This window comes from Halarchaeum nitratireducens (assembly GCF_017874695.1).
Classification (GTDB): Archaea; Halobacteriota; Halobacteria; order Halobacteriales; family Halobacteriaceae; genus Halarchaeum; species Halarchaeum nitratireducens.
On the sequence record NZ_JAGIKY010000015.1, the window covers coordinates 1 to 24,949 of the forward strand.

The 24,949-nt window shown below is 63.3% G+C and carries 21 protein-coding genes and 3 pseudogenes; 13 read left to right on the forward strand and 11 right to left on the reverse strand.

Going from position 1 to position 24,949, the window contains the following annotated elements; genetic code table 11:
* Window positions 1-284: 284 nt before the first annotated feature.
* A pseudogene (locus J2754_RS13485) lies at window positions 285-889 on the reverse strand (transposase); the annotation flags it as partial.
* 49 nt (window positions 890-938) lie between these two features.
* On the opposite strand from J2754_RS13485, the gene J2754_RS13490 reads away from it, so the two are divergent.
* From J2754_RS13490 to J2754_RS13505, 4 genes and pseudogenes are all read left to right on the forward strand, one after another.
* Entirely contained in the window at window positions 939-1,457 is a 519-nt protein-coding gene (locus tag J2754_RS13490; RefSeq protein WP_188879152.1) for a DUF7342 family protein, read from the forward strand.
* On the forward strand, window positions 1,454-1,894 hold the full coding sequence (locus tag J2754_RS13495) for a hypothetical protein (protein WP_188879151.1): 441 nt from the start codon (window positions 1,454-1,456) through the stop codon (window positions 1,892-1,894). The genes J2754_RS13490 and J2754_RS13495 overlap by 4 nt, the downstream gene beginning before the upstream one ends.
* Window positions 1,895-1,913: 19 nt before the next feature.
* Window positions 1,914-1,991 (forward strand): annotated as a pseudogene (locus J2754_RS13500) (integrase core domain-containing protein); the annotation flags it as partial.
* Between the two features lie 648 nt (window positions 1,992-2,639).
* Window positions 2,640-3,902: a Cdc6/Cdc18 family protein gene (locus tag J2754_RS13505; RefSeq protein WP_188879150.1), complete on the forward strand. Its 1,263-nt coding sequence runs from the start codon at window positions 2,640-2,642 to the stop codon at window positions 3,900-3,902.
* A gap of 634 nt (window positions 3,903-4,536) precedes the next feature.
* Here the strand turns inward: J2754_RS13505 and J2754_RS13510 are convergent.
* Window positions 4,537-4,953: pseudogene (locus tag J2754_RS13510) on the reverse strand (DUF3830 family protein).
* 147 nt (window positions 4,954-5,100) lie between these two features.
* Window positions 5,101-5,619 carry an Lrp/AsnC family transcriptional regulator gene (locus J2754_RS16660; RefSeq protein WP_188879149.1) on the reverse strand — a complete coding sequence of 173 codons (519 nt, stop codon included), beginning with the start codon at window positions 5,617-5,619 and terminating at the stop codon, window positions 5,101-5,103.
* A 95-nt stretch (window positions 5,620-5,714) separates the two neighbouring features.
* Here J2754_RS16660 and J2754_RS13520 point away from each other — a divergent pair, with 95 nt between their 5' ends.
* Window positions 5,715-6,410, forward strand: a complete 696-nt coding sequence (locus tag J2754_RS13520) for an IS5/IS1182 family transposase (protein ID WP_188879148.1) — start codon at window positions 5,715-5,717, stop codon at window positions 6,408-6,410.
* Between the two features lie 32 nt (window positions 6,411-6,442).
* Here the strand turns inward: J2754_RS13520 and J2754_RS13525 are convergent, their stop codons facing one another.
* Together J2754_RS13525 and J2754_RS13530 are read right to left on the reverse strand one after the other, a co-directional pair.
* A complete protein-coding gene (locus tag J2754_RS13525; RefSeq protein WP_137685468.1) occupies window positions 6,443-6,745 on the reverse strand; it encodes a DUF8011 family protein in 303 nt (100 codons plus the stop codon).
* A 248-nt stretch (window positions 6,746-6,993) separates the two neighbouring features.
* Window positions 6,994-8,316, reverse strand: a complete 1,323-nt coding sequence (locus J2754_RS13530) for an aminotransferase family protein (RefSeq protein ID WP_211087742.1) — start codon at window positions 8,314-8,316, stop codon at window positions 6,994-6,996.
* Window positions 8,317-8,493: 177 nt separating this feature from the next.
* On the opposite strand from J2754_RS13530, the gene J2754_RS13535 reads away from it, so the two are divergent.
* From J2754_RS13535 to J2754_RS13555, 5 genes are all read left to right on the forward strand, one after another.
* Window positions 8,494-9,957, forward strand: a complete 1,464-nt coding sequence (locus tag J2754_RS13535) for a CoA-acylating methylmalonate-semialdehyde dehydrogenase (protein ID WP_342590126.1) — start codon at window positions 8,494-8,496, stop codon at window positions 9,955-9,957.
* Window positions 9,958-10,124: 167 nt separating this feature from the next.
* Window positions 10,125-11,027, forward strand: a complete 903-nt coding sequence (locus tag J2754_RS13540) for a 5-oxoprolinase subunit B family protein (protein ID WP_211087744.1) — start codon at window positions 10,125-10,127, stop codon at window positions 11,025-11,027.
* The gene (locus J2754_RS13545) at window positions 11,024-11,989 is read left to right on the forward strand and encodes a 5-oxoprolinase subunit C family protein (protein ID WP_188879144.1); all 966 of its coding nucleotides are present in this window, start codon (window positions 11,024-11,026) and stop codon (window positions 11,987-11,989) included. The genes J2754_RS13540 and J2754_RS13545 overlap by 4 nt, the downstream gene beginning before the upstream one ends.
* Before the next feature lie 74 nt (window positions 11,990-12,063).
* Complete coding sequence (locus tag J2754_RS13550; protein WP_188879142.1) at window positions 12,064-12,306, forward strand: acetyl-CoA carboxylase; 243 nt, start codon at window positions 12,064-12,066, stop codon at window positions 12,304-12,306.
* 90 nt (window positions 12,307-12,396) lie between these two features.
* On the forward strand, window positions 12,397-13,158 hold the full coding sequence (locus tag J2754_RS13555) for a LamB/YcsF family protein (RefSeq protein WP_188879140.1): 762 nt from the start codon (window positions 12,397-12,399) through the stop codon (window positions 13,156-13,158).
* A gap of 4 nt (window positions 13,159-13,162) precedes the next feature.
* On the opposite strand, the gene J2754_RS13560 is transcribed toward J2754_RS13555, so the two are convergent.
* Window positions 13,163-14,506: an acetyl-CoA carboxylase biotin carboxylase subunit gene (locus J2754_RS13560; RefSeq protein WP_188879139.1), complete on the reverse strand. Its 1,344-nt coding sequence runs from the start codon at window positions 14,504-14,506 to the stop codon at window positions 13,163-13,165.
* A 411-nt stretch (window positions 14,507-14,917) separates the two neighbouring features.
* On the opposite strand from J2754_RS13560, the gene J2754_RS13565 reads away from it, so the two are divergent.
* Entirely contained in the window at window positions 14,918-16,297 is a 1,380-nt protein-coding gene (locus tag J2754_RS13565) for a dihydroorotase (RefSeq protein ID WP_211087745.1), read from the forward strand.
* A 51-nt stretch (window positions 16,298-16,348) separates the two neighbouring features.
* On the opposite strand, the gene J2754_RS13570 is transcribed toward J2754_RS13565, so the two are convergent.
* Window positions 16,349-17,587, reverse strand: coding sequence for a Zn-dependent hydrolase (locus J2754_RS13570; RefSeq protein WP_211087746.1), 1,239 nt, complete (start codon window positions 17,585-17,587; stop codon window positions 16,349-16,351).
* Window positions 17,588-17,687: 100 nt separating this feature from the next.
* Complete coding sequence (locus J2754_RS13575) at window positions 17,688-18,485, reverse strand: ABC transporter permease (protein WP_211087747.1); 798 nt, start codon at window positions 18,483-18,485, stop codon at window positions 17,688-17,690.
* 162 nt (window positions 18,486-18,647) lie between these two features.
* Here J2754_RS13575 and J2754_RS13580 point away from each other — a divergent pair, with 162 nt between their 5' ends.
* A complete protein-coding gene (locus J2754_RS13580) occupies window positions 18,648-20,399 on the forward strand; it encodes a TCP-1/cpn60 chaperonin family protein (RefSeq protein ID WP_211087748.1) in 1,752 nt (583 codons plus the stop codon).
* A 102-nt stretch (window positions 20,400-20,501) separates the two neighbouring features.
* On the opposite strand, the gene J2754_RS13585 is transcribed toward J2754_RS13580, so the two are convergent.
* Together J2754_RS13585 and J2754_RS13590 are read right to left on the reverse strand one after the other, a co-directional pair.
* Window positions 20,502-21,404: an ABC transporter permease gene (locus J2754_RS13585; RefSeq protein ID WP_211087749.1), complete on the reverse strand. Its 903-nt coding sequence runs from the start codon at window positions 21,402-21,404 to the stop codon at window positions 20,502-20,504.
* A gap of 11 nt (window positions 21,405-21,415) precedes the next feature.
* The gene (locus tag J2754_RS13590) at window positions 21,416-22,807 is read right to left on the reverse strand and encodes an extracellular solute-binding protein (protein WP_211087750.1); all 1,392 of its coding nucleotides are present in this window, start codon (window positions 22,805-22,807) and stop codon (window positions 21,416-21,418) included.
* Between the two features lie 181 nt (window positions 22,808-22,988).
* Here J2754_RS13590 and J2754_RS13595 point away from each other — a divergent pair, with 181 nt between their 5' ends.
* Window positions 22,989-23,756 (forward strand): SDR family NAD(P)-dependent oxidoreductase, encoded by a 768-nt coding sequence (locus J2754_RS13595; RefSeq protein WP_211087751.1) that lies wholly within the window; start codon window positions 22,989-22,991, stop codon window positions 23,754-23,756.
* 14 nt (window positions 23,757-23,770) lie between these two features.
* Here the strand turns inward: J2754_RS13595 and J2754_RS13600 are convergent, their stop codons facing one another.
* Window positions 23,771-24,946, reverse strand: a complete 1,176-nt coding sequence (locus J2754_RS13600) for an ABC transporter ATP-binding protein (protein ID WP_188879131.1) — start codon at window positions 24,944-24,946, stop codon at window positions 23,771-23,773.
* Between the last annotated feature and the right edge of the window lie 3 nt (window positions 24,947-24,949).

The window sequence follows — 24,949 nt, forward strand, 5'->3', positions numbered from 1 at the left end:
TTGACGGGGTACAAGAGGTCAACTATGATTTATTTCCAGTTCATTTCGAACTGATTCGAAGGCACGCATCAAATCTATCCTCCGAGGTTGTGGGAGGTTGAGACTACAGCGGGTTTAGCGGTTTGTGGTGTGTGGTTTCGGCCAAATAAGTAATCGAGTACGGCTCCAGATTGGCTCTCAATCGTGCTTTCGTGTTGTATTACCAACTATATCGTCAACTTTCGAAGACGTCTGGTAGTGTAGCCACTCAGCCACCGCGCTAACTCAGGCCGAGTGTCTCTCTCCCCAATTCCGGTTTCCTTCTTCAGCAGCGTGGGCGTATTGTCTGCCATCACGATCGGTGAATGTTCATATCCACCCCTCAATTCGACCTGCACGAGCAGGTCCACTGCTCGCCAAATCGAGTACAGCAGGCAGGCGAACGCGAAATATAAGAATCGCAACCCGAAATCCTCCGACGTGGTGGCGGCCTTAAACCGCTTGATAGACCTGTAGGCGCTCTCGATCTCCCAGCGCTAGCCGTACTCCACGAGGTGTCCGCTCCCTCGATTCGTCATGAACACCGAGTACTGCCGGTGATCATCATGCTCAGCGTCTTCTTTCCGTCGGTATATCAGGGTTGTCTCGTGCCATTCGTTCTTCCCGAGATAGATTTTCCGGTCGGTTTCGTAACGGTCTTGATCCTGCTGGAGCAGGCGTTTGGCTTGTGCTTTCTCACTCGTCTGCATCCCCTTTGGCACGACGTAGGAGAGCCCACGCTGGCTGATCATCTCCAGAACATCTGACTATCGAACTCCCGGTCCATCAGCACGTTATCAACGTAGACCATCTCCTCAGCCGAATCTAGGAGGTCCTCAACGATTTCTAAGCGGGACTTACCCTTCGATATATTCTGAACCACATCAAATTATTTCTTCATTGAGGACGTAGACGGAGTCATGAACGACGAACCGAACCAAAGCTGGACTGACGGTCTGTCGGCGGCCGAGCGCGTCGAAGCAATCGCACTCGCCGTCAGTGAACCCCGAACGGCCAACTGGATCGCCGCAGAGGCCGAGGTAGCCCACGAGACGGCGACCAAGTACCTCAAACGTCTCACAGACGACGGCAAGCTGAACGCGGATACACGCGGCCAGCAGACCACGTATGAGCCTGACCCCGTCGGTCAGTACCTCATCGAGATGCGCGAGCTCTACGAAGAACACTCGCCTGACGACCTCGCCGCGAGTCTCGAAGAGATGAACGAACAGATTCGAGCATGGAAGGCCAAATACGACGTCGAAACCCCCAACGAATTACGCGCGAGCCTCGGGAGGACAGAAGACGTTACGGACGAGCGTGAACGTCGTCAGGCGGCCCGCGAGTGGGACCACCTCAAAACGCGCCGTCGTCTCGTCGAAGACGCGCTCCGGCTCTACGACCGCTTCCCCGGTGAGCGGCGCTCCGCCTCCGCATGAATCCTGGAGCGGAAAACCCGGCTCTCTATCGGACGCTCAAGGACGTACTGGAACGACAAGTCGAAGTCATCTCCGTCAGGTTCGAGCCAGACGCGATCCAGAAACGGTACCTCGCCGCTGAGATCGACCCACAGCGAGTCGTTCCACCGACCGGGCCTGAGTCACCACAGCTCGAGGTCCACTGGAAACTGACGCCGCCCCACGACGAATTCAGAATCGACTACGCCGATCCAAACTTGGAGTTCCATTGCGGCTGGCACCAAGATGAAGATCACGACGATCTCGGCGTAGCGCACTTTCAGTACCAGACGGCCTCAATGGAGACGCCACGCTACGAAGGGGCCGTGTTCGAAGCAGAGTCTCCTCCGAAACTCCTCTGGGAGTGCTGTAGCAATCTCTTCGAGACCGTAATCTCCGACTATACGGCAGAACTCTAATTTATGTCTCGGTTGATAGTTTGTGCATTACTACAATCATCAGAGACCGCATCAAGCTCTCGACGGAAACACGCCGATTGAGGAGGTGCTAAACTAGACAGTGCCGAAAACCCTACAGCAGCGACTATCGGCTATTTCTTCTCGCGGGTTCCTCAAAGTTGTTTCCGAGAGCAGATCCCACTCCATAGCCGGGTCATGCCCTAAGAACTCTCGCCCGAATCACCCTGATAATCTCGCTCACTCGTTTGTAGATCGGTCAAAATCCGAACCTCTGCAGCTTGAGTTTCGGCGGCAGGTGATCACACCCTCCCCCCGGATTGTAAGTGTTCTCGGGTGGACAGCGAGGAGGGGGTGGGTGGGTAGAATCCTCGATAGAATATAAAGAAGGACGATTAGATACGACCAGACACCCCAGATTGTAAGTGTTTAAACGCGTCTAAGACGCTGTATAGTAGGATAAACGCCTTTAGAGATATTTGACTGCACCACAAGGACTAATACTACTATACTAGCAACTAGGCTAGCTAGTAGTAGTGTCGTAGGACCGGTCGCTTCTACTGTTCGTTACTCATCACGTGCGCCCTCGTCTCGTGTACTATCTCCGCCCGTCTCTCCCCCACGCCTTCCTGAGTGGGAGAACACTTACAATCTGGAGGGGGTGTGTTCCCGGGTTTTTGGGAACACTTAGAACAGTTAGAACACTTGCAGGGTAGGGTTGATATGGATGGAGCGTAACGGGTTGGGTATGGATTCGCCGTTCAAGGGATCGAATCACGTCTTTCGTGATAAGGAACCATTCAAGGAGGGGTACACTCCGGACGAAATCCTCGAACGCGGGGAGGAGATCCAGGAGTACGCGGCCGCGCTCCAGGACATTCCCGACGGATTCGGCGCGCCCAACGTCTTCATCTACGGACAGACCGGTGTGGGGAAGACCGCGACGACACAGAAGGTCATCGAGTTCCTCGAAGCGGAAGCCGACGACGCCGACGTCGCGCTCACGACGCTCACCGTCAACTGTAACAAGCGCACGTCCACGTACAAGGTACTCCAGTATCTCGCCAACGAACTCTACCCCGAGGAACACTTCAAACAGGGAACGCATCCCGACACCCTCTGGGATCGGATTTACGACGCGCTCGACGAGATCGGCGGCTACGTCATCGTGATCCTCGACGAGATCGACAAGCTCGGCGAGGACGAAGAGCTCCTTTACGACTTCCCGCGTGCGAAGGCCATCGGCGAACTCGAGAACGCCGAGGTCGGTATCGTCGGGATCAGTAACAACTTCAAGTTCCGCGAGAACCTCTCTCAGCGAGTCAAATCCACGCTCTGTGAGAAAGAGATCCAGTTCTCGCCGTACGACGCGAACGAACTCCGCTCGATCCTCTCCTACTACGCCGATCTGACGTTCCGCGACGGCGTCCTCTCGGAGGACGTCATCCCGCTCACGGCGGCGCTCACCGCACAGGACTCGGGCGACGCCCGGATGGCACTCGACCTCCTCGAAACCGCGGGGGATATCGCGCGCCACGAGGGCGATACCCGCGTCCTCGAGGACCACGTCCGCATCGCTCGCAGTGAGGTCGACCGCGCGAACACGCGCGACATCATCACCGAACGGTTGACCAGTCAGATGCAACTCGTCCTGATGGCGACGACGCTCTTGGTGATCGATCCCGACGGCGAGGCGAAGGTGAAGACGATCTACTCGCTGTACAAAGACCTCTGCGATCGCGTCGACGCGGACACGCTCTCGGAGAGCCGCGTGCGTGATCACCTCGACACGCTCGAGATGTTCGGCCTCCTCGAGAAGGGCGAGCACAACCTCGGTCGGCGTGGCGGCCGATCGTACATCTACTCGCTCGTCGATGAACCCCGGATCATCGTCGAGACGTTCCGCGAGGACGAGCGTCTCGAACAGGGATTTCCCTCCTCCGTTGACAGCCTCCTCGGGTCGTTCGAGGACTCCACTCGATCCCACGTGCAAAGCGAGTTCAGCGTCTGACGGTCCCGAAAACACTTACAACACGGGGGGTCATGGTCGGGTGCCGGTGGATCGTCGCTTCGGTGTTCCACCGTCCCCCCCGTCACGCCCGCTCTCGCGGAGAAACACTTACAACGTGGGGTGTGGGTATGTTGTGAGTGAGTCGTCACTATCTCCTCTCTCGATATACTGTGCTCACCCTGCTCGGTTCGTCGAGGGTGGTGCTCCTCCGTGGCCTCGGCGTCGAACTCGTTCACCCGGAATTACGAGGGTACGTCTCCTCCCTCGACGAGCGACGTCGGAGCGTCGGACCCCCTTCTACCGAGTGGATGCGGGCGACGGAGACACGAGAGTGGATCGAATCGACGAAAGCGCGGTGGGTCCGATTCCGTCCCCGATAGACGCCGCGTGACACGTCTCGGTTCTCCCGGAACGCCCTCCTCGAATACCGTAGCTACGTCACCTACCTTAGGTGGCGTAGCTCAATTTGCGATCGGGGGCAGGTCCACTCCAGTGGATACGGTACGTCGGTCACTGCCTCACCGAAACCCCGTGCGGCGACCGCCACCCAGCGGATTCCGACGAGTCTCGATCGTCGCCGCGCGGTCTGCGTGATCGACGCCGTCGCGCAGCGTCGCAGAAATCGGTGCCGTCGTTATTCGTCTCTCTCCCGGACCGTCACACCGAGGACGCCGTCGCGCAGCGTCCGTTCCTCGATCGCCTTGAGCTCCTCGGCACTCGCGTCCACGGACGCGAAGTGGTTTCCGGCGAGTTCCCCGGCCGGGCTCTTGAAACAGGTCGGCCCGCAGGGGACGAGGATCTCCTGTTCGTTCCGATATCCCGGATACAGCAGGAGGTCGCCCCGCGACGGGTAGACGGTGTGATTCTCCCGGGGGACTTCGGGCAGATCGATCTCGTCGATGTTGATTCACGTCGCGATTCCGCTCCAACGGACGTGCATCAACTCCGATTCGAGGGGGAGGAACTCCCGGACCGCGGCGACGGACGCCGGGGCGTCGTCCTCGTGCAGTTCGGCCGTGAACGTCGTGTCGTCGATTTCGATCTCTAGCATGATGTGTGGTGTCTCGGAGCTCTGTGATCGTCGCGCGTTTCGCGATCGCGTCCGCACCCGTCTCGTGTCGTGTCCGTCTCCCCGTCCGGCGCCGTCCAGCCTGACTCAGTTCGAAGGGGCCACGCGTCTCGACGCCGCGGCCGCCGTTCAGTCCCCACCCCGTAGAGCCTCGAGTGCGTCTTCGCGGAGATTCTCGACGGTTCCCTCGTCGCCGCGGATCTCGTCCATAACGAAGCGCGAGGACGTCTGATTGACGCCGTCGATGGCGATGACTTCCTCGATGACGTCGTTCATCTGCTCGCGGTCCTGTACGCGAACCACGAGCACGAAATCGACGTCTCCCATCGTATAGTAGACTTGCTCGACTCCGCTGACCGCGCTGAGCCGCGCTCCCAAGGCATCCGAGTAGCCGCTCTCGTGGACGACCGTCACCTGCGTGAGCGCGACCATGTCGAGACCGAAGGCGAGCGGGTCGAGGTCGGCGGTCGTTCCGGTGACGACGCCGTCCTCCCGAAGCTTATTGAGTCGATAGTGGATCGCGGACTTCGATAACTCGAGGTGATCGGAGAGCGTCTCGAGGCTCACGTCGAAGTCGGATTCGATGTACTCGAGGAGTTCGAGATCCGTCTCGTCGAGATCGACGTCACCCGTCGTCTGTTTGGACACACCCCTCCGTCTCACTCATTCTACTTATAATTCCGTCGCCATTGGCTCTGTTGAAATCCTCAGAGGGTTACAGGTTCGTCCGGTAGTCTGACCGGATGGAAGCCCTCCCGAAGTCACAGTTACTCCGGTTTGTTGAGCGAGCATATCACTTGGCTCAGCGAACTGTCGCTCGCTACTCATCGAAATTCTCGAAACGGCGATACACACTTCATCAACACATCGTCCTCCTCTGTCTCAAGGTGCGGAAGAATACGACGTACAGGACGCTCCTTGACGAACTTATTGAGATGCCTCGGGTTCGGAGCGCCCTCAATCTTCAGGAAATTCCGTCTCCTTCGACGTTGTGTAAGGCGTTCAACCGCCTTGACATGGCTGTTTGGCGGGTTCTTCTCAATCTCTCAGTCACGCTTCTTCCGACTAACGGTGTCGTCGAGATCGATGCCGCTGTGTTCGACCGAAGTCACGCCTCGAAGCACTACATGAAGCGAACGAAGTTGACGATTCAGCAGTTGAAAGTCACGCTCCTCGTGGACACAAGGTCAAACGCGATTTTCGACGTACACGTAACGACGACACGTCCGCTTATCAAGCACCGCGAGTTCTCGTCTCTTCACGAAGCGTGGAATGCTCGGTTGGATGCCGATCTCTACGGTCAGCGCAGTCAGAACGAAACGGTGAACTCTCGCCTCAAACGGAAATACGGCGCATTCGTCCATTCACGTCACTGGTGGAAGCAGTTCCGGGAACTCGTTGTCGTCTGTCTCACTCACAACATCGACAAGGCACTCTGAACATTAGATATAGAGAACGTCAACACCAGCGGTTATCCTCCGATAATAAATCCGAGACCGAGGAACGGGGCAGCGACGACGCACAGCAATACGAGACCCGCCGTAAAACGGAGTACGCCTACCGCCTGTAGCTGGGTCTCTGGGAGAGATTCGGCGATTCCCGACAGCGCAGTTCCGACGATCATAAATAGTAACCATCGGGTTTCGCCAGCGTCGCCGACACTCCAGGCATACGCGAACATACACAAGAAGGTAAGCGACAGGCCGAACTGGAAAAGTCCGATTCGACGGCCTTGTGGCTCGTTGAATAACACTTCGCTGATATTGGGGACCATGAGCGACGTATTTCTACTCGAGATACAAAACAATGCTTCAGTGCGTCCCAGCAGAACGTCCCCCCCGTGATACGCGATTCCTCTGCAAGGGGTGGGGATGAATACTATGAGATGCGCAATTCTAACTAACGGCTGTTTCAGCTGGAAAGGTGTCGAACCAATAGGATTTCAACACAGCCTCGCCATTCTAAATGTAGGCCGGTAGTACAGGAATTAACTGAACGGGCGTACATGGATCTGTCGAGAGATCAGTCCATCGCGTCGTCGGAGATATCGAGTGCGACGTCGAGGGCGGTAATCGCCTCGTCGATCTCGTCCTCGGTTATCGTGAGCGGGGGCGCGACGATGAGGGTGTTGATCATGTTCGCCACGTACGTTCCCTCCGCGAAGGCGGCGTCGGCCACCTCGTCGACGACGTTCGAGTCCTTCGAGAGCTTGTCCTCACGGTCACCGAACGGAACGCGCCGCTCCGCATCTCGCGTCAGCTCGATCCCGCGGAAGAGCCCGACACCACGCGTGTCACCCACGCTCGGGTGGGCCTCGGCGAGGTCATCGATTCGTGCTTCGAGGTAGTCACCGATCGCACCGGCGCGCTCGATGAGCCCCTCTTCCTGGTAAGTCTCGATAGCCGCGAGGCCGGCCGCGCACGCCACGGGGTGGCCGGCGTACGTGTGCCCGTGCGTGAGCATGGTGTCCTCGAAGTAGTCGGCGATCTCCGGGGTGACGATGGTCGCGCCGAGGGGCTGGTAGGCGCCCGTGAGCCCCTTCGCCATCGTCATGATGTCGGGCGTGACGTCGAAGACGTCGCAGCCGAACCACTCGCCGGTACGGCCGAAGCCGGCCATGACCTCGTCGCAGATGAGCAGTGCGCCGTGCTCGTGTGCGATCTCCTTGAGCCGCGGGAGGTACTCGTCGGGCGGCACGAGGATGCCGTTCGAGCCGACGATGGGCTCGACGAGCACCGCCGCGACGGTGTCGCCCTCGAGCATCAGCATCTCGTCGATGTAGTCGAGGCTCTGCATCGGATCGAGCGTCGATCCGTACGCGTACGGGTCGGGTGCCTTTATCGCCCCCGGAACGCCGGGCTCGGCGGCGAGACGCCTCGGATCGCCCGTGACGCTGATCGATCCGGCGGTCGCGCCGTGGTAGGAGCGGTAGCGCGAGACGATCTTGTCCTTCCCGGTGTAGAACTTCGCGATCTTGATGGCGGCCTCGACGGCCTCCGTCCCGCTGGTCGAAAAGAAGGTCTTCGAGAGATCACCCGGAGTGACCTCTGCGAGCTTCGCGCCGAGCTTCGCGCGCACCTCCGTCGTGAATCCGGGGGCGAAGTACGCGCCCTCGGCGGCCTGCTCGGCGATCGCGTCCGCGACGCCCGATGCCGAGTGACCGAGATTCGAACACATGAGCTGGCCGGAAAAATCGAGGAACTCGTGTCCGCTCGCGTCGGTGAAGCGGACCCCGTCGCTCTCGGTGATCTGACGCGGCCGGACCTGACTCTGATATGCCCACGTTCCGAACACGTGTCTCTTGTCGAGCTGTTCGATATCGTTGAGCGCTCGTCTATCCGACATCGGTGTCTCCTCCTCTCCATCATGACAACATTAAACTTTCTACCGATACGGAGTGTAGGAATACAATACTCTGCTGTATCCGATCATCGGTCAAAGAAAATTTTGAAAACGCCATACTATCCGTACATTGTTCAGATTCTCGGAACGCTTATATCGGTGGGGTCGTCACACAGTGCCGTGAGCGATTACGACGCGGTCCGGAACTACGTGAACGGCGAGTGGACCGAGCCAACCGGTGACGAGGGTCAAGACGTCCTGAACCCGGCGACGGGGGACCCTCTTTCACACGTCGCGTTCAGCTCCGCGGACGACGTCGACGAGACCGTCGCCGCGGGGCAGGCGGCGTTCGAGACATGGCGGGCGGCACCCGTCGAGGAACGAATCCAGCCACTCTTCAGGTTCAAGGAACTCCTCGAGGCGAACCTCGACGACATCGCGGAGACGCTGGTCGAAGAACACGGGAAGACGTTCGCTGAGGCGAGGGGCGAACTCCGCCGCGGTATCGAGAACGTCGAGGTCGCCTGCGGGATGCCGCGGCTCATGCAGGCCGGCCACGTTTCGAACGCCGCCCCAGACATCGACGAGACCGCGGTCCGTCAGCCCCTCGGGGTGTTCGCCGCGATCACGCCGTTCAACTTCCCCGGGATGATCCCGCTCTGGTTCCTCCCGTACGCCGTCGCCTCCGGTAACGCCTTCATCCTGAAGCCGAGCGAGCGCGATCCGCTCACCGCCGTGAAGCTCTTCGAACTCGTCGACGAGGCCGGCTTTCCGGACGGCGTCGTCAACCTCGTCCACGGCGGCGCCGACACCGTGAACGCCGTCCTCGAACACGACGGCATCGAGGGCGTCTCCTTCGTCGGGAGCACGCCCGTCGCGGAGACCATCTACGAGAAGGCCGCGGCGAACGGGAAGCGCGTCCAGGCGCAGGGCGGCGCGAAGAACCACGTCATCGTCGCCGAGTCGGCGGACTTGGCGTTCGCGGCCGAGAAGACGGTCTCCTCGGCGTTCGCGTGCGGGGGCGAGCGCTGTCTCGCCAACGACGTCGTCCTCGTCGAGGAATCGGTCTACGAGGAGTTCGTCGATCGCGTCGTCGCGGAGGCCGAGGCGCAAGTCGTCGGCGACGGCCTCGACGAGGAGACGACCATCGGCGCGCTCATCACGGCCGAACACGAGCGGCGCGTCCGTGACTACGTCGAAGCGGGGATCGACGAGGGCGCGGAACTCGTCGCCGATGGCCGCGACGTCGAGGTCGCGGGCTACGAGGACGGAAACTTCCTCGGCCCCTGCGTCTTCCGCGACGTGACGCCGGACATGTCCATCGCGCGTGAGGAGATCTTCGGCCCCGTCCTCGGCCTCATGCCCGCCCCCGATGTCGACGCGGCGATCGACGTCCTCAACGAGTCCGACTACGGTAACGCGGCCAGCCTCTTCACCGACAGCGGGGCTGACGCGCGCACGTTCCGTCACCGCGCGGAGGCGGGCAATCTCGCGGTCAACGCGGGTACGGCCGCACCGATGGCGTTCTTCCACTTCGGCGGCCAGAAGGACTCGTTCTTCGGCGACCTGCACGCGCAGTCCGAGGACGTCGTTCGCTTCTACACGGACGAGACGGTGTACATCGAGCGCTGGCCGGACGCGTAACCACGTCGGACGCGGATGACGGCGATCCCGGTACTCCCCGTCCCCTCAAACGGGCATGCGAATCGACCGGCCCGCGGTCGTGACCCGGTATCGACCGCCTCGCCTCCGAACGGTTCGGGGCCCGACCCATATCTATACATACCGAACCGACGTTGCTACCTCATAGCATGGCAAGCGAACGGATCACACCGGTCGATCTCCCCGACCCACGATACGAGTACGGCGGGGACGATCACGTGTTCGTCGATCTCGCGGAGGAGATGAGCTTCACCGCCAATTTCAAAGCGATGGCGATCACCCAGCGGGTCGCCGAGCGCGACATCGACGGTGTCGTCGAGAACTGCCCGGGGAACGCATCGTACATGCTCCGGATCGACCCCGACGTCGTCCATCCCGACGATGTCATCGCCGAGCTGAAGGACATCGAAGCGTCGATCGACGTCGCGGAATACGCGTGGGAGTCCCGCGTTATCGACGTTCCCGTCCTCTTCGAGGACCCATGGACGCACGAGACGTTGATGGACTTCCGGGACCGCCACCAGGACCCGGACGCGACCGACCTCGAATATTCGGCGGAGCTCAACGGCTACGACGACGTCGAGTCGTTCATCGACGCCTTCGTCGGCGCCCCGCACATGGTGACGATGGTCGGGTTCGTCCCGGGTCTCCCGTGGTGCTTCCAGATGGTGCCCCGCGAACGCCAGCTGGAGGTCCCGAAATACGTCGAGCCGCGAACCGCGACGCCGAGCCGCGCCGTCGGCTTCGGCGGCGCGTTCTCCGTCGTCTACCCCGTCGCGGGCGCCGGGGGCTACCAGCTCTACGGGCGCACGCCGGCCGAGGTGCTCGACGTCGATCAGGAACTGCCCGCCTTCGAGGACTCGATGGTGCTTCCGAACCCGGGCGACATCATCAACTACCGGCGGATCGACCGGGACGAATACGACGCGATTCGAGACGAGGTCGAAGCCGGAACGTACGAGTACGATATGGCCGACGTGACGTTCTCACCCGAGGAGTTCTTCGAGGCACCGAACGAGTATAACGCGCAGCTCTTGGAGGCGGTCGCATGATCGAGATCGAAGCCGGCGGCGTGGCGAGCACGGTACAGGACGACGGGCGGACCGGCCACTACCACATCGGCGTGCCCCCTTCGGGGGCGATGGATTCCTACGCGCACGCGCTCGCGAACCACCTCGTCGGCAACGAGGAGAGCGCGGCGACGATAGAGATGACGTACCAGGGGATCACGGCGACGTTCACCGAGGACGCGGTCATCGCGGTCACGGGGGCCAATATGTCCCCGACGATCGAGGGCGAACCGATCGGCACTTGGGAGAGCGTGGCCGTCGAGGCCGGCGACGAACTCGATATGGGGTTCGCGACGAGCGGCGCGCGCGCGTATCTCGCCGTGGCCGGCGGTCTCGACGTCCCCGAAGTGATGGACAGTCGCTCGACGTACACGCTCGTCGGAATCGGCGGCCACGAGGGTCGTGGACTCGAAGCGGGCGACGAACTGCCGGTCGGGGCGACACCGACAGAGCGTCCGGCCGTCGGCGCGACGGTGCCCGACGAGTACGTCCCCGAATACGCCGACGAGGAGACCGTTCGCGTCGTCCTCGGAATGAACGATCACCGACTGACCGCCGAGAGCCGTGCGGAACTCTGCTCCGCCGAGTGGACCGTCACCCCCGAGGCCGACCGCGTCGGCTACCGACTCGACGGGCCGGACGTCGAGTTCGAGGAGCGCGATCAGCCCTTCGGTGCGGGGACGGATCCGTCGAACGTCGTCGACCTCGGCTATCCGGTCGGGTCGATTCAGGTCCCGCAGAAACCGATCGTCCTCATGCAGGACGCGGTCACGGGCGGCGGCTACGCGACCGTCGGGACGGTCATCAGCGCTGACCGTGAGCGCCTCGCCCAGCGCCAGACGCACGATTCGGTCTACTTCGAGGAGGTCGACGTCGATACCGCGCTCGACGCACGCGAGACGAGAGCCGAGCGACTCGATGCGGCGCGCGCCGCCGTCGAGTGAGCGGTCTCCGGAGCGCCGTCGAGGACACCCGAAAGGATATATGACCGGCACGAAATTCGAGAGATAGCCCACGCATGTCCGAGAAAACGACCATCAACGCACCGATGCCGGGCGTCTTCTACCGTCGCCCCGACCCCGAGGACCCACCGTTCGTCGAGGTCGGTGACAGCGTCGACGTAGGCGACCCCGTTGGCCTCGTCGAAGTGATGAAGAACTTCCACGAAATCGAAGCCGATCACGCCGGAACCGTCGCGGCGTTCCTCGTGGAGAACGAGGACGAAATCACGGCCGACCAGCCGCTGGTCGAACTGGAGTGACGGCCGGGGCGTCCGCCGTCCGTCACGCGGCGCGACGCCTGCCACCTTCGCGACCCAAGCTATATGCGAGGCCGTCCGTAACCACACGACATGGTACAAATTGACATAAACTGTGACATGGGCGAGAGCTTCGGGAACTGGCGGATGGGGCGCGACGAGGACGTGATGCCGTACATTACGTCGGCGAACATCGCCGCCGGCTACCACGCGGGCGACCCGCACGTGATGCGCGACACCGTCGAGATGGCCACCGATCACGACGTCGGCATCGGCGTCCATCCCGGACTGCCGGACAAGATGGGGTTCGGACGCCGGCGGATGGACGCGACGCCCGCGGAAGTCCGTGACTACGTCACCTACCAGCTCGGTGCGCTCGACGCGTTCGCCCGCCAGCGCGGCGTGCGACTCCAGCACGTCAAGCCACACGGAGCGATGTATTCGATGCTCTCGGAGAGTTCGGAGCACGCGCGCGCCGCGATGGAGGGGATCCTCGACGTCGACGAGGACCTCATCTACCTCGCGACCGACATGCACATCTACGAGGTCGCACGGGATGTCGAGGGGCTCCGCGCGGTCTTCGAGGGGTACGTCGATATCGACTACCGAGCGGATCGCTCGCTCATCGTCGAGCAGTCCGTCGCGGACAAGGACCCCGAACTCGTCGCCGACCGCTTCGTCTCCATCGCTACCGACGGCGTCGTGGAGACCGCGAACGGCGAGGAGATCGACGTGCCCGCGGAGAGCATCTGCATCCACGGCGACAACCCGGAGGCCGTCGAGTTGCTCCGCGCGATCCACGCCCGCATCGAGGAACACGACATCGAGCTCGCGTCCCTCGACGAGATCGCCTGAGCGCTCAGTCGCCGCCGTACGCCCGGTCGACGTATTTGGTCGTGTGTTCGTTCTCGATGAACGTCTCGTCTTCGAGGAGCTCACGGTGGAACGGGACGGTCGTCGGCACGCCCTCGATCTCGATCTCCGTGAGCACGCGGCGGGCGCGCGCCAGCACCTCCTCGCGGTCGGTCCCGGAGACGACGACCTTGGCGAACATGGAGTCATAGAACGGCGCGATTGCGTCGCCCTCGTCGACGCCGTCGTCGACGCGGACGCCGATACCGCGCGGCGGCCGGTACGTCGAGAGCGTCCCGGGGAGCGGCGTGAAGTCGTTCGACGGGTCCTCGGCGTTGATGCGAAACTCCATCGCCGTCCCACGCGGATCGACGTCGGCCTGCGCGAAGTCGAGTTCTTCGCCGGCCGCGACGCGGAGTTGCCACTTGACGAGGTCGATACCCGTCCTGCTCTCCGAGACGGGGTGTTCGACCTGAATCCGGGCGTTCGTCTCGATGAAGTAGATCTCGCCGCCCTCGTAGAGGAACTCGACGGTCCCGGCGTTGACGTAGCCGGCGGCGGCGGCCCCACGACAGGCGGCCGCGCACAGTCGCTCACGGGTCGCTTCGTCGAGAACGGGTGAGGGGGACTCCTCGACGAGTTTCTGCTGTCGGCGTTGAATACTGCAGTCGCGCTCCCCGAGGTGGCGGACGTTCCCGTGTTCGTCCGCGATGATCTGCACCTCGATGTGTTTCGGGTCCTCCAGAAACCGTTCGAGGTAGACGTTCGGGTTGTCGAAATACGCGTCCGCCTCGCGGACCGCGTCGTCGAACTGCGAGGCCGCCTCGTCGGGTCCGTGGACGACACGGAAGCCGCGTCCACCGCCGCCACCGTCGGCCTTGATCGCGACGGGGTAGCCGTGCTCCTCACCGAACGCGCGCACCGCGTCGGCGTCGTCGACGGGCTCTGCCGTTCCCGGAACAACCGGGACATCGGCGTCCGCCATGATCGCACGCGCCGTCGTCTTCTCGCCGAAATCGGCCATCACGTCGCTCGGTGGACCGATCCAGACGAACTCGCTGTCCTCCACGTTGGCCGCGAAGGAGACGTTCTCCGCGAGGAAGCCGTAACCCGGGTGGATGGCGTCGGCGTCGGCGTCCCGAGCGGCGTCGAGGAGGGCGTCTTGATCGAGATAGCTCGCCTTCGCTTTCGACGCGCCGACGTGATACGCCTCGTCGGCGAACCGAACGTGTTTGGCGTTCTCGTCCGCGTCGCTGTACACGGCCGCCGTCTCGATCCCCAGTTCCCCACACGCCTGCATGACGCGCACTGCGACTTCGCCGCGGTTCGCGATCAACACCGTATCGAACACAGTACCGGAGACTCGTCGGGTCAGTAGATAAATCCCCCGCCGACCGATCGGCCGCGTCTACGTCGCTCGGCTGAGCCCCGACGGCCTGCCGACGACCCGAATGGTTTACAGCAATATCGGTGTAATAAAATGCATAAGGACGTAATAGGATCAGATGCAACTATGTATCTGTAAACCCGAAAAAGTCAGAAACACGTTCAGTGAATGAGCGGATCGTAGATCATTGTTCTTCGATACGTGGTCATTCCGGGACAAACACTGAATACTTACTGGCGCGGCGATCGGGGCCGATACGATCGTCCCACTCTACTGCCTATACAGCCACTATACCTCGATATATGTGTTGGATACAGACTCAAATTCAGCATACCTCACCGAATTTTTATCTACTCGCGGTGCAACCGAATGGTTGTGATAATCGATACCGTTATTCGAGGTGGCACTGTCGTGACGGCGAACGGCACCTACGATGCCGACGTCGCCATCGATGGCGAGAAGATCCACGCTGTCGGAGAACGGGACTCGTTCCCGGACGCGGACGATGTCGTTGACGCGACCGGCCGACTCGTCCTTCCCGGGATCGTCGACCCGCACGTCCACGTCGACGACCCCTTCTCCGCCGATAGCTACGAGACCGCATCGCGCGCCGCCGCCGTCGGCGGCACGACCACTCTGATCGGGTTCGCCTTCCAGCGCTGGGCGGGGGAGATGGGCGTCATCGACGGCGACGACACGCTTCCGGAGGCGATCGACGCCGCGAAGGAACGGGGCGAGGACGCGCTCATCGACTTCTCGCTCCACGGCGCGATCACGGCGGACGACCCGGCGGTGCTCGACGACCTCGATGACGTCGTCGCGGACGGCGTCACCTCGATCAAGATGTTCAGCACGTACGACCACGGACTCCAGAACGGCTTCATGCAGCGCGTTCTGGAACGGCTCGCGGAGCTCGACGCGGTCGCCGCCGTCCACACCGAGGACGATTCCGTCTGTCAGATGCTCACCGAGCGCTTCCGGGAAGCTGGGCGCGGCGACCCCGAGGACTACCCGCAATCCCGGCCGGACTACGCGGAAGCGATGGCCGCCGAGGACGCCGTTCGAATGGCCACCGAGGCCGGCGCGAAGTACTACGGCGTCCACACCTCCTGTCGGAAGTCCGCCGAGGTGCTCGCGGACTTCCGCGACGACGGGAGCATGGTCCGCACGGAGACGTGCACGCATTACACGACCCTCGACGACACCGTCTACGAGGCGGTCGGCAACCAGGCGATGATCGCCCCGCCGATCCGGAAACCCGACGACATCGAGGCGATGTTCGAGCACCTCGCGGAGGACGACATCGACATCGTCTCCACCGACCACTGCGGCTACACGCTCGACAGCAAGACCGTCGAGAACTGGTGGGACAGCACCTTCGGCGCGAACGCCCTCCAGACCAGTCTCCCGGTCTTCCACGACGAAGCCGTCAACGAACGCGGCTTCTCCTACCCCTTCCTCGTCCGCACGATGTGCACCCGGCCGGCGGAGACGTTCGGACTGCCCGAGAAGGGGACCCTCGATCCCGGTACGGACGCCGACGTCGTCGTCTTCGACCCCGACGAATCGTACACGATCACCGCCGACGACAACGAGTCGGTCGCCGACTTCTCCGTCTACGAGGGCCGCGAAGTCACCGGCCGCGTGAAACGGACCTACGTCCGCGGTGAACTCGTCGCCGACGACGGCGACGTCGTCGGCGATCCCGGCCACGGTGCCTTCCTCGAACGCGACATCCCCGACTGGTCGCCCTGACGCGATCGCCGCGTCCCGGTTCGCCGCGAAAGCGCACCGCTTCGTTCGTTTTCAGTTCGCTCGTCCCGCGAGCGTCAGGGCGGCGCGCGCGTACGTGTTCGCGGCCGCGTAACAGTCGTCCCAGCTCGTGTACTCCTCCTCGGTGTGGCTCTTTCCGCCTTCGCTCACCGCGAACACCATCGCGGTATCGCAGACCTGATTCGCGTACGTCGCGTCGTGGCCGGCGCCGCTGAACACCTCCATCGCGTCGTAGCCGAGCGCGTCGGCCGCGTCGGCGATCGCGCTCGTACAGCGCTCGGCGAAACGCACGGGATCGACGTCCATGCGCTCTTCCCACTCGTAGTCGACGCCCTCGCGTTCGGCCGCGGCATCGATCTCTTGGAGGGCGCGCTCTTTCGCCTCGTCGATGACCTCGCGTCTCGGATCGCGGAACCCCCACGTGAACGTCACCTCGCCGGGGATGATGTTGATCGAGTTCGGCTCCGCCTCGATCGAACCGACCGTCCCGACCGTCCGGTTGCCGAGCGTGCTCGGGATCCGACGGACCTGTGTCACGACGTCTGCCGCGGCGACGAGCGCGTCCGAGCGATACTGCATCGGTGTCGATCCGGTGTGGTCGGCCTCGCCGTAGTACGTCGTCGCACCCCAGGTGAAGCCGACGATACCGGTGACGACGCCGACGTCCCTGTCGTTCTCCTCGAGGAACGGCCCCTGCTCTATGTGCAGTTCGAGGTAGGCGTCGTAGTCGCCTCGCGGCGCCGCCGGTTCGTCGCCTTTGTAGCCGATGCGTTCGAGTTCCTCCTCGACCGTATGCCCGTCCGCATCAGTCTTCGCGTACTCCTCTTCGAGGTCGAGTTCGCCGGCCCAGACGCCGCTTCCCTGCATCGCGGGCTGGAAGCGCGACCCCTCCTCGTTCGTCCAGTTCACGACCTCGACCGGGCGTTCGGTTTCGATGTCGCGCGCTTCGAGCTCGTGGACGAACTCCATGGCCGCGACGACGCCGAGCGCGCCGTCGTAAATGCCACCGTACGGTTGTGAGTCGAGGTGCGAGCCGAGCAGGAGCGGATCCGCGTCCGGGTCGGCGCCCTCGCGGCGCGCGAACATGTTGCCGAACTCGTCGACCCGAACGTCGAGGCCGAGTTCCGTGAGGCGTTCGTCGAACCAGTCCCGGACCGCCTTGTCGGCATCGGAGAGCGCGAGGCGATGGAGGCCGCCGTTCTCCGTGCCACCGATGTCCGCCTGCTCCCGCATCGTCTCGACTAGTCGATCCCTATCGAGGGTGAAACTCATACGTACGCTCTGTCGATAAGTGACCACATGAATGTTTGCGTCGGAAAAACACGCTCACGTGATTGGAATAGCGCGAAGAACCGCAGACGATCATCTGTACTTAGCGCTTCGAGCCGTAGACGACGAGCGCGCCCGCGCCGACGAGAAGCAGGACGGACACGATGGTCGTGAGACTCCCGAGTGCGAAGAGCTCCGGCGTCGCGCGCCGTGAGGACGCGATGGAGAAGATGCGGATCGGCATGGTCATATCCTGCCCGATGAGCAAGAGCCCGCGGGTCGCCTCGTTGTACGAGAGGGTGAAGGCGAAGACGGCCGCCCCGAGCACGGTCGGCATGATTTGAGGGAGCGTCACCTCGCGGAAACGGGTGAGGCGACTCGCGCCCATCATCTTCGCGGCGCGCTCGTTCTGCGCGAGGTGCGGCGGGAAGCCGGCGAGGAGCACGATGACCGCGAACGGGACCGTCCAGACGACGTGAACGGGGACGGCGAGCCAGAGTTGTTTCGAGAGCCCGAGCGTCTGATTGAACAGGAGCGTCGCCCCGACGCCGTACGTGATTCCCGGAGTGATGATACCGACGAGGAGCACGTAGAGGAGGGCTTTCTGCCCCCAGAAGTCGCGCCGGTAGGCGAGCGCCGTCGCGGTGCTGATGACGGTCGTGATAACGGTCACGACGAGCGCGAGCTGGAGCGATCGGACGATGGCGGCGATCATCTCTGGGCTGTTCAACAGCTCCGTGTACCACCGCGTCGTGAACTCCAAGAACGGGAACGTCAACCCTCCGGAGTTGAACGAGAACCCGATGACCGAGAGAAGCGGGAGGAAGACGTACACTCCGATGAGGAACGCGTATACCTTCAGTACCGTTCCGATGTGGATCCGTTGAACCCACTGCGACACTACTGTCGTATTATTCCCATATTTACTGGACGACTGTTGACTCGTAGCCATTCAGGCTGTGTTACATGAGAATACACTATAAACGTACCGGTGGTCGTATCGGATATTTTGTCCCGCTCTCGGGAATAGGCTTTTACCCGTGCGACAGAGTGTATCCCGTAGATGTCTCCGCCGACCGAAATCGCCGGACGTCAGAGCGACGTCGAGGACGTGCGGGTCGACCCACCGATCTTCCCACACGCGAACGTCGTCGCGGTCCGCGCCATCGCCGACGTGCTCGACACCACCTACGGGCCCGCGTCCCGCGACAAGCTCGTGATCAACGCTCTCGAATCGCGCCAAGACCCCGCTCCGGGGCAGGTCGCCGTCGACGACTACGTCACGACCAGCGACGGCGCGACGATCCTCGAATCGCTCCCGCTCGAACACCCCGTCGCGCCGGTCGTCCGCCGGATGGTCGGCCCCGAACGGCCCGGTGACACCGACGTCGAGGGCGAGGACGTCTTCGACGGTGTCACCACCAGCGTCTCGTTGGCCGCCGCTCTCCTGCGCGAGGCCGAATCGCTCGTCGATGACGGCGTTCATCCGATCGACCTGATCCGCGGATACCGGCGCGCGAACGACGTGGCGACCGAGGCGCTCGCCGACCTCGCCCGCCCGCTCGACGACTTCGACGATCCCGACGCCGCCGCACGGTCCGTCGCACGCACGGCCATGACCGGAAACGACGTCGGCGGACTCGCCGAGACGTGGGCAAAGCTGGCCTGTGACGCCGCTGGACGCGTCGGCTATCCGACCGCGAAGACGCTCCCCGTCCGCACGATCCGCGACGGTTCCCTCGGTGACTCGCGCCTCGTCCGCGGGACCGTCCTCGATCGGAGCGCGCGCGTCCTCGACTCGATGCCCGACCGCGTCGAGGACGCCTCCGTGCTCGTCCTCGGCGGCCACGACCGCGGTGGCCTCCGGACGCCCGACCTCCCGGACGACTACACCGCCAGCGTCGACGAGGAGACCGACGTTGCCGACCTCGACGCGGTCTTCGACGCGTGGCGCACGGACGTCTGGGAGACCATCCACGGCGCCGGCGTCGACGTCGTCGTCGCCGAACTCGGTATCGACGACGGCTTCCTCGAACGCCTCGCCGAACACGACGTCGTCGGCATCCGCGCCGTCAACCGCCTCAAGCTCTCGCACGTCGCGCGCGCGACCGGTGCGACCGTCGTCAAGGACCTCCACGACGTCTCCGCCGACGACCTCGGCCACGCCGGCGTCGTCGCGGAACGCCGCATCGAGCGCGCCGAGTCACGCGCGCGCCCCCGCCGCATGACCGTCTTCGAGGACTGTGCGACCCCGGACTCCGTCTGCGTCCTCGTGCAGGGCGTCCCGGCCGATCTCGGCGAGCGTGCGGCGACGTCGATTCGACAGGCCGCCGCCGCGGTCGCGCTCGCGCGCGGCGAACGCGGTTCGCACCCCGGCGTCGTTCCCGGTGGCGGTGCGGCCGAAGCGCACGCCGCCGCCGCCGTCCGGGACGCCGCACGCGCCGACGGATCGCGGGCCGCACTCGCCACGACCGCGTTCGCTGACGCGCTCGAACAGCTCCCGTTCACGCTCGCGCGCAACGCCGGTGTCGACCCGGTCGAGACGGTGGCGGACCTGCGCGCCGCGAACCGGACGGACCCGTGGCAGGGGTTCGTTCTCCCGGCCGCGGAGATCGGCGACACCGCCGAGGCCGGCGTCCTCGATCCCGTCACGCGGCGCACGGAGAGCTACCGGACGGCGACCGCGGTCTCGTCGCTCATCCTCCGCGTCGACGATGCCATCGACGCCGAGGTGGACGAGGACGCGCCCGACCCCGGGGACGCCATCTACGACGAGGCCGCAGAACAGCACATGGACTCCCTCACGGACGCGTGAGCACACGCGGCTCACCGCCGTCTCCGATTGCTCCGCTCCCGTGACGCCGGAACGAGTTCACGGAGTCGTGCGTCGAAGGAACCGTGGAGATCGCAGTGCGTGTTAGCTCTGCGCGATCTCGCTGATGTCCACCCGCCGGAGCAGGAGGAGGACGACGGCGAAGATGACGAGGAGGAGCGCGATGGAGAGCGCCGACGCCGCCGGGTAGTTCAAACCGTTGTTGACGGTGAGGTAGATGAGCGTCGTGATGGTGGCTTCGCCCCCGCTGAGGAACTGCGGGACGGTGAAGTTCCCGATGGAAAGGACGAAGACGAAGATGGACCCGATGGCGACGCCGGGGAGGCTCAGCGGCCACGTGACGTTACGGAACGTCGCGACGTGATCGCCCCGAAGCGTCTCGGAGGCGTCGAGGAGCCCCTCGTCGATCTGCGAGAGCGAGATGTAGATCGGTGCCGCCATGAACACGACGTAGTTCTGGAGGTAGCCGACGATCTGTGAGAACGGCGAGTACAACAGCCACGCTATCGGCTGGTCGATGAAGCCGGCCATGACGAGCAGTTGGTTGATGACGCCGGTCTTCCCGAGGATGGGGAGCCAACCGATCGTCCGGATGACGCCCGACGTCCAGAACGGGATGACGAAGAACAACAGGAGGAGCGTCCCCCCGACGGTCGACGTGTAGAACCGGAGGAAGTAGGCGAGCGGGTAGCCGAAGACGAGCGTTATCGCCGTCACGACGACGCCGATGACGAGCGTCCGCGCGAACACTTCGAGGGCGTTCTGCGTGAACACCGCGTTCTGCCACGCGTCGAGCGTGATCTCGTGGACGACGCTGAAACTCCCGTAGGTGAGGAAACTGTAGTAGAGGATTATGGCCAGCGGGACGGCGAGGAAGGCCAGGAACCACGCGATCGACGGACCGGCGAGGACGTGGACTTCGCCGAACTCCCAGCGTGTGGGCAGCCAGCGGCGAGCGCGAGACGACTGTGTTGGTTCTGTTGCCATGTGTACTGTGCTCAGGCGCTCGTGAACTCACGCCAGCGCTCGAGCATGTGCGAGGAGTTGTCCGGCCAGATCTGGAAGAAGCCGATGCGATCGATGCGCTCGGAGATCGGGCCGCTGTCGCGGACGCAGCCGTCGTCAGCGGGTTCGCCCTCTTCCATGGACCACTCGTACGACTGCGGGTCGAACAGCGCGTCGTTCTCGACGGACTGGTAGGTCCCGGTGCCGTTGTACGCCCAGTCGTAGTACTCGGGGCCCATACCCTGTCCCGAGTCGTCCGAACCGTCGCGGACGAGGTCCGTGTTCGGGTAGTGCGGGACCGAGTATCCCCAGTTCTGGATGTAGCCGGGGAACCACGCACCCCAGTGGACGTCGTTGATGAGCGACTGGACTTCGGCCATGTTGTTGCGGTCCTGCGCGCCCGGCTTGAGCGGGGCGACCCCGCCGTACCAGTAGCGGTAGCCTTGGATGCCCTCGCTCATCGTAGCGTAGTTACAGGGCGTCCCGGAGCGACGGACGTCGAGGCAGGCCGGCTGCCAGATGTCTCCGATGACGGCCTCTTCGCTCGACATGAGGTTGACCGAGTTTCCGTACGCCGTCCACGTCGAGCGGAACTGCCCGCTCTGTTTCTGGTCGATGAGGAAGTCGACGGCGGTGTCTATCTGCCCCTCCGTGGGGTTGTTCAGCGTCCCGATATCACCGTCGATCATGTCGTTGTCGAGGAGGTACATGATGGCCTCCGGGATGGTGATGGCGGCGGTCCCGCCCATCGCCACCTGCCCCTCGTACTGGTCGTCGAACAGAGCCCCCCACTTCGACACCTCGTCGACGTACTTCGGGTTCGACCCGATGGCGTCGAAGTTACAGATGGTCGGCGGGAACTTGAACTCCGTCTGCTCTCCGGGGTCGTCCCACAGGATCTCGTTGTACGTCTCGACCTGCTGTCCGAGGCCCTCCAGCGCGCTGCCCGGGTCGGTGAACAGGTCCGCCACCGTGTCTGGCGTCCAGTTCGAGAAGTCCGAGGTCGGAAGCGCGTAGGTCGCGTCGTTGTCGGTCGCGATAGCGCCGATGGCGCTCGTATCGCAACTCACCGCGTCCAGGCTACTCTGCCCGCCGCTCAACACGCGCTGTTGCGTCGTCGAGTTGGTCGCGGTCGTGATCTCGAGGTCGATACCAGTCATCTCAGTGAACTTATCAGACTGACCACTGCGGGCGGCCCACGCCGGACCGATCCACTGCAGAGGCCGCGAGCCCGAGTCGAGCGTGTCGCTCGATCCCGACGTCGTCCCGTCTGAGTCCGATTCACCGCCGTCGCCACCGCCGCCACCGGAGCAGCCAGCCAATCCCGCGGCGGCGCCGACGCCGGCGTATTTCACGAAGTTCCGTCTCTTCATACCTGTGGTCATGCGTTACACTACCAACCGAACCACATAGAAACATAAAGCTTTCTAAAAATTGCATTCTGTAGCCAATTGGTAGATATTTGTCTACCAAAATACAACCTTCGTGCCAAACACGATTAACGAAATCCCGTTGTCGTGGATCGTTCGTCGATGCGTATATGGCGTCGGAGCGTGACTCGCCTCCATGGAACGACTCGCAGATCGTGTCGCCCTCATCACGGGCGCGAGCTCCGGCATCGGGAACGCGATCGCGGCCGCCTTCGGACGTGAAGGGGCGTCGGTCGTGATCGCCGACGTCCGCCGAGAGCCGAAGCTCGACGACGAACGGTCGGTCTTCGACCGACTCGACGACGTGGACGCCGACTACGCCTACGTCGAGACGGACGTCAGCGACGAAGCGGCCGTCGAGACCGCCGTCGAAACGGCTATCGATGAGTTCGGCGGACTCGACGTCCTCGTGAACAACGCCGGGATCTACCAGCAGTACCCCGTCCACGAGACGCCGACGGACGCGTGGGACGCCATCGTCGACGTGAACCTCCGCGGCGTGTACCTCGGATCGAAGGCCGCACTGCCACATCTCGCGGCCAGCGAGCACGGCAAGGTGATCAACCTCGCCTCGATCTACGGCCTCGTCGGCGGATCGAACAGCGCCGCCTACTGCGCCTCCAAAGGCGGTGTCGCCAACCTCACGCGACAGATGGCCATCGATTACGCCGACGACCGCGTCAACGTGAACGCGCTCGCACCCGGCATCATCAAGACCGCGCAGAACGCCGAGTGGCGCGCGAACAACCCCGAGATCATCAGCGAGTGGGAGACGCTGACTCCGTGGCCGGGATTCGGCGAACCGGAGGACGTCGCGGACGCCGCCATCTTCCTCGCGAGCAGCGAGAGCGACTTCATCACCGGCCACGTGCTGAGCGTCGACGGCGGCTGGACGGCGCAGTGAGGGTCCGGGGACGACTACTCCCCGAGGATGTCTTCGCTCAAGTCGATGCCGTCGACGACGCTCGTCTTCTCCAGCAGGATCGTGTCCGCGGGGTCCCACGAGACCGTCGTCTCGCCGGCGACGTCGACGCCGCTGTCCCGCGTCTTCGCCTGGACCTCCTTCGCCAGCCCGTCGCGCCCCGTCGCTTCGAGAATGACCTGCGAGCCCGACCCGGGGTTGTGTAGGACGTCCATGACGGTGCAGTCGAGGGTGTTCGGTTTCCCGTCGCCCAGCGTCACCGACTGCGGACGGACCGCGAACGGGATCTCCTCCCCGCGGAGATCGGCCGGCGACGAGTAGAGGTTTGACGTGCTCGCACGGAACTCCCCGAACACCGTATCGAGCGTCACGAGAGCGCCGTCGTCGTAGATATCGGTGATCGTCCCGTAGAACGTGTTCGAGTCCCCGACGAACGTTGAGACGAACGCCGTCGCGGGCGAGTTATACACCTCGTCGACGCTCCCGGACTGCTCGATCTGGCCGTCGTTCATCACGACGATCTGGTCGGCCAGCCGCATCGCCTGCACCTGATCGTGTGTCACGTACACGAACGTAATGTCGAGCTCGTGGTGGATCCGAAGGAGCTCGCGCTCCATCTGTTTCTGGAGCTTGTAATCCATGTCCCCCAGCGGCTCGTCGAGCAGCAGGAGCGTGGGTTCGAGGACGAGCGAGCGCGAGAGCGCGACGCGCTGCTTCTGCCCGGCCGAGAGCTCCGTCGGCTGGCGGTCGGCGAGATCCGCGAGGTTCATCATCTCGAGGACGTCGTCGACGCGCTCCTCGATCTCGTCGTCCTCGGCGCCGATGCGTTCGAGCCCGTACGCGGCGTTCTCCGCGACGGAGAGGTGGGGGAAGAGTTGGAAGTCCTGAAACACCAAACCGATGTCGCGCTCGTACGTCGGCGCGTCCGTGATATCCGCCCCGTCAAGCGTGATCGTTCCATCGGTGGCTTCGATCGTTCCGACCAGCGAGTGGAGCGTCGTCGACTTCCCACAACCGCTCGGCCCGATGATGACGCAGAAGTCGCCCGCCTGTACGTCGAAGCTGATGCCGTCGACGGCGAGCGTGCCGTCGGGGTAGATCTTCGTCAGCTCCGAGACGTCGAGTACGGCGTCCCGTCTCGCGTCGCCGGTCGTCGCGTTGGTTTTAGACATGAG